The following is a 4458-nucleotide window of genomic DNA, read 5'->3' on the forward strand; positions in this document are numbered from 1 at the left end:
AAGACAGAATTAATCAATTACTGAAACAGTCGCGGGCAGTTGTCTTTCCATCTCTTTGGCAGGAGCCTGCAGGATTGGTGAGTCTAGAAGCCGCAGCAGCCGGCAGGGCCGTCATCGCCAGCAATGTCGGGGGAATCCCTGAGTATGTAGGGCCGTTGCAGAACGCTTTGCTGGTTGAACCCAATGATGTTCAGGGGTTAGCAAAACGGATCGAGTTACTTGCTACAGATTGGGCTTTAGCAAAAAATTTGGGAGTTAAAGGCCGAACCTTAGCCCAAGAATCTTTCAGCTTAAGTCAGCATATACAAGAGTTAATGCAACTATATCAGGCTACTCAAGAAAGTAAGCTGAGTGCTTAAGTTAACGTCAGTTCTGGATAAGAGAATCGGCGCAAACCAGGAAATGGAGGAGCAGGTACGCTGAAGTTGTAAACCATTCAGCCCCGTCCTCCAATATGACTAGTAGTCTGTCATGAAATAATTGAGGGGTAAAGTCGCTTAAGTTTGATGCGGGCATCATCAGTCGTAAATTGCCAGTCAATCTTGCGAGATTGGGCATTTCTGCGTTCTTCCCAGGCGGCGACTTCCCGCTTCAACGTCTGTTGGTCAGGAATGCGACGCTCCAAACACTGACGGGCTAATACACTCAGTTCAATCTCTGCCATATTGAGCCAACTGCCATGTTTGGGAGTGTAGTGGAATTCCAATTTGTCGAGAATCCGTTTGGCTTGTGCCGGTTCAAAGGTCTGATATAACGCCGATGGGTCATGGGTATTGAGTTGGTCATGGACAACAGTAATCCACTCGGCATCTGGGTAGTGTACATCCACCAGATACTTCATTTGCTGGGCATAGTCTTGCTTGGTGCGACGCTCAGTGAGTGCTACATGTCGCCACCCTGCCAAAGGTTCAGAAATCATGAATAGATTACACACCCCATTGCGTTGATATTCGTAGTCATAGCGCTTGGGCTGACCTGTTTGAGGGGGCAGGGGAACTTGTTTTTCGCTCACTAATTGTTTATTGGTTTCGTCAAAACAGACAACGGGATAGCACCGGTCATAGGGGCGGATATAAACACTTAACACATCCTCCATGTAGTAAACAAACTCTCTACTAGCTTTAGGAGGAATCACCCAACATTGCTGCAACCAGGGTTTCAGTTCGTTTTTTTGAGCGTTTGCCGCACAGTTTCATGGGAAATGCTCTCCACATAACCCAGCTCAACCAGTTGGTCTGCTAACAAGCGTAAGCTCCATTTCCCTTGTCCTTCAGGGGGTTGTGCACACGCAAGCGCAACTAAATGGGCTTCTTGTTCTCCATCAAGTAACCGTGGCTTCGTTCGACTGGGCAATTGGCGCGATAAAGCTGCCTCCAGACTTTGTTTAACAAAGCGTTGTCGGACTCGTTCAATGGTAGAGATACTGATATTGAGGGCATCACTAATGTCGTGATCTCGCCAACCACCGCCCTGTTGGTTGATGTCAGCCATCAGTAAAATTCGAGCATGATTGAGTTTGTAGGCGGATGTTTTTCCGGTTGTGGTCAGACTCTCTAGAGTCTCCCGTTCCTCAGCACTCAGGACAACGATGTACTTCTTTTTAGGCATTGCTGGCAAGGAGATCTACCTCTCGATTGTCTCCCATTTACCTGGCAAATTAAAGTTGACAGACTACTAGCCTTCGTTGAATGGGCCGCCAAGGAGCTTAATGCCAAACCGAGCGATCGCTTCTCAAATCATGCTCCATTTCATTTCGATCTATCGGTGTTAGATCTCTATGTAGCCTTTTTAACCGGAGCCTGTGTTTGCATCATTCCAGAAGGCATTGCATCCGTGCCTCAACGGTTAGTTAGCTTTCTAATCAGAGAAAAAATCACGGTTTGGTATTCTGTTCCTTCGGTTTTAATCTTGATGATGCGACATGGCGGTCTGCTTGAGGCACAGGATTTGGCCTTGAGAACAGTTTTATTTGCCGGAGAACCTTTTCCGATCAAATACCTGAGGCAGCTCCGTCAACATTGGCGATCAATGCGGTTTCTTAACCTGTATGGTCCTACCGAAACCAATGTCTGCACCTACTACGAAGTGAAAGAGATTCCATCTGAGCAGATAGAGCCAGTGCCGATCGGCCAGGCCTGTTCTGGAGATCAGGTCTGGGCAGTTAAGGCTGATGGCACAGTGGCTAGGGTTGGTGAGGAGGGAGAATTAATCGTTTCCGGTCCTACCGTCATGCTCGGCTACTGGGGGCAGTCTTCCCAGCAGTTGCAGCCCTATGCTACCGGCGACATCGTCCGGGTGCAGGGTGACAACAACTACGTTCTAGTTGGTCGTCGCGACCACCTAATCAAGGTGCGGGGCTATCGGATCGAATTAGGTGAGATAGAAACCACGCTACTGGCTCACCCAGAAATTGTCGAGGCAGCGGTCGTTGTGACGGGTCAAGACATGGAAGCACGTCTGGTCGCTTTCCTGGTTGCAAGTGTCGGCTCCTTGTCTCTTATGGGACTAAACCACTCTGCACTGAAAGTGCAGAGGTTTGAGCGGGACTGAAAGTCCCTCTACTCGAGGAGAAAGTTCTCGTTATCTGCATTGGACGGATGGCGGTGATGCTCTAGATATTCCTCCACCATCTGCTCGCTGATACTTCCAGTACTCCATGCTCCATAGCCAATTGCCCAGAAATGTTTGCCCCAGTATCGTTTCTGAAGCTCTGGATACTCTTGTTGCAGCCGTCTTGAAGTTCGACCTTTGAGCCGTCGAACAATCTCACTGACCGATTGGGATGGAGGGTACTCAATGAGCATATGGACATGATCTTTGCTCACAGTACCTTTGAGAATACGAATATCCTCAGCATCACAAATTTGGATTAGCAGTTCTCGACACCGCTTTTGAATCTCACCTTTGAGAACGTGATAGCGATATTTTGTCACCCAGACAATGTGTACGCTCAGGCGGGTGAGCGTATGATTCCCTCGTCGATTCTCAGCCATAGGCTTTTTGAGTTCAGCCTACGCTGGAGTAGAGTTGGGTAGCAACTAAAGTCTCGCACTGAAAGTGCGTAGCTTTGTACTAGCGTGTTTGGGACAGTAAAGCAGCACTGTGCCTCATGTTTACCCCGCTACATGATTGTTGATAAAGTTCAGCTTCTAGAAGCACTGCCGCGTACCCGGAACGGTAAGGTGGATCGCACAAAGCTGCTCAATATTGCCCAAAGTAGCTCTAGACCAGTTGCTCACGCCACTTGATAAATCAATGGAGATATCTATGGTTCAAAGTGTTGTTAATCCCCAGAATACGGTTGAAGTGATTGGGGAGCTAAAAAGTTTTGTCAACCACAAACTGCTTGATGGTGAAGAAAGCGGCATCGAGGCAGCTACACCGTTACTAGAGGTGGGCATCCTCAACTCGTTAGCAATGGTTTCTCTGCTGGCGTTTGTGGAAGATAAGTTTGGCTTTTCTATTCCTGAAGAGGAGATAACACCAGAGAATTTTTTTACTCTCAAGACGATCGCTGAGTTAGTAGCCAGAACCGGAGGCAATGGATTAGAATCCGTGCGAGATCTTGAAGTAGAAGATATTAATCAGCACCGAGTCAAACTTGACTCTGGAGAAGAAATCCATTTTCTTAAGGTGGCTGGGTTACAGCCAACGTGGGTGTTATTGCCAGGTTTAGGTAACCCTTCAAGTACGTGGGAAGTAATGCTGCAATCCCTCAAAGAGGATAACGAGGCGATCGCTGTGGATTTTGCTGGCTTTGGGTTATCCTCCTCGCCCACGGAAACACCTACCTACTCAGACCATCTGCGGTCCATGCTTAAATTATTGGATCAAAATATCGTTGAGCCGCCCTTTTTAATTGTTAGTAGTTCTACTAGCGCAATCGTTGCGACTGAGATTGCCCGTCAGCGAAAAGAGTGGGTACACTCACTTGTGATTACTGGGTTTGGTTTGAATGAAGAAGCTCATGCCTGGTGGAAGCAGATCCAGTCACTTTCCCAGTCTTCCAAGCAGTTTCTAGAGTCTGCATACTATCGTCCACCAACCCTAACGGCGGATTTGCAGCGATTTCTTGAAGATGGCTTGAGCTGCCCAGCCTTTCACAGCTTCTTTGAAGGTAGTGGATTTGAAGCCATGAGAATTTGTTTTGAAAACATCAGTGTCCCAACCCTGTTTGTCGCTGGAGATAATGACCGGATCGTCCCGAAATCTGCCATTGAAGCAGCAGCAAGCCGCGTTCCTGGGGCACAACTTGATTGGCTGGCTCGCTGTGGGCATTTCCCATCAGTTGAGCAACCCGAAGAATTACTGTATGTAATTCGCAACTTCTTAAAATCTATCGACAGAAAATAAGCCGTGAGCTTCGCGCAGTTCTGAGTAATGCGCTTTTAATTGTGAGTTCTTGATCGCCTTGATCAAAGAGTCAAACTAGTTCGCCCGAGCGACACGGAAAGATTT

Annotated in this window: 6 protein-coding genes; 4 read left to right on the forward strand and 2 right to left on the reverse strand. The window is 47.8% G+C overall.

Annotated elements, in window-relative coordinates; translation table 11 throughout:
- A partial coding sequence (locus AC2VE5_RS24170; RefSeq protein WP_486890176.1) for a glycosyltransferase occupies positions 1-359 on the forward strand: 359 nt, incomplete at its 5' end.
- Between the two features lie 110 nt (positions 360-469).
- Here the strand turns inward: AC2VE5_RS24170 and AC2VE5_RS24175 are convergent.
- A protein-coding gene (locus AC2VE5_RS24175; protein WP_486890177.1) for an IS630 family transposase occupies positions 470-1608 on the reverse strand; the annotation gives its coding sequence in 2 pieces (ribosomal slippage) (positions 470-1173 and positions 1173-1608; 1140 coding nt in all).
- A 48-nt stretch (positions 1609-1656) separates the two neighbouring features.
- On the opposite strand from AC2VE5_RS24175, the gene AC2VE5_RS24180 reads away from it, so the two are divergent.
- Complete coding sequence (locus tag AC2VE5_RS24180) at positions 1657-2550, forward strand: AMP-binding protein (RefSeq protein ID WP_486890181.1); 894 nt, start codon at positions 1657-1659, stop codon at positions 2548-2550.
- Between the two features lie 8 nt (positions 2551-2558).
- Here AC2VE5_RS24180 and tnpA read toward each other — a convergent pair whose 3' ends face one another.
- Positions 2559-2993 (reverse strand): IS200/IS605 family transposase, encoded by a 435-nt coding sequence (gene tnpA / locus AC2VE5_RS24185; RefSeq protein WP_486890178.1) that lies wholly within the window; start codon positions 2991-2993, stop codon positions 2559-2561.
- An 84-nt stretch (positions 2994-3077) separates the two neighbouring features.
- Between tnpA and AC2VE5_RS24190 the strand changes: the two genes are divergently transcribed.
- On the forward strand, positions 3078-3248 hold the full coding sequence (locus AC2VE5_RS24190; protein ID WP_486890179.1) for an AMP-binding enzyme: 171 nt from the start codon (positions 3078-3080) through the stop codon (positions 3246-3248).
- Positions 3249-3267: 19 nt separating this feature from the next.
- The gene (locus AC2VE5_RS24195) at positions 3268-4353 is read left to right on the forward strand and encodes an alpha/beta fold hydrolase (RefSeq protein WP_486890180.1); all 1086 of its coding nucleotides are present in this window, start codon (positions 3268-3270) and stop codon (positions 4351-4353) included.
- Positions 4354-4458: the final 105 nt, after the last annotated feature.

It is taken from the genome of Aliterella sp. E5.1 (genome assembly GCF_057473825.1).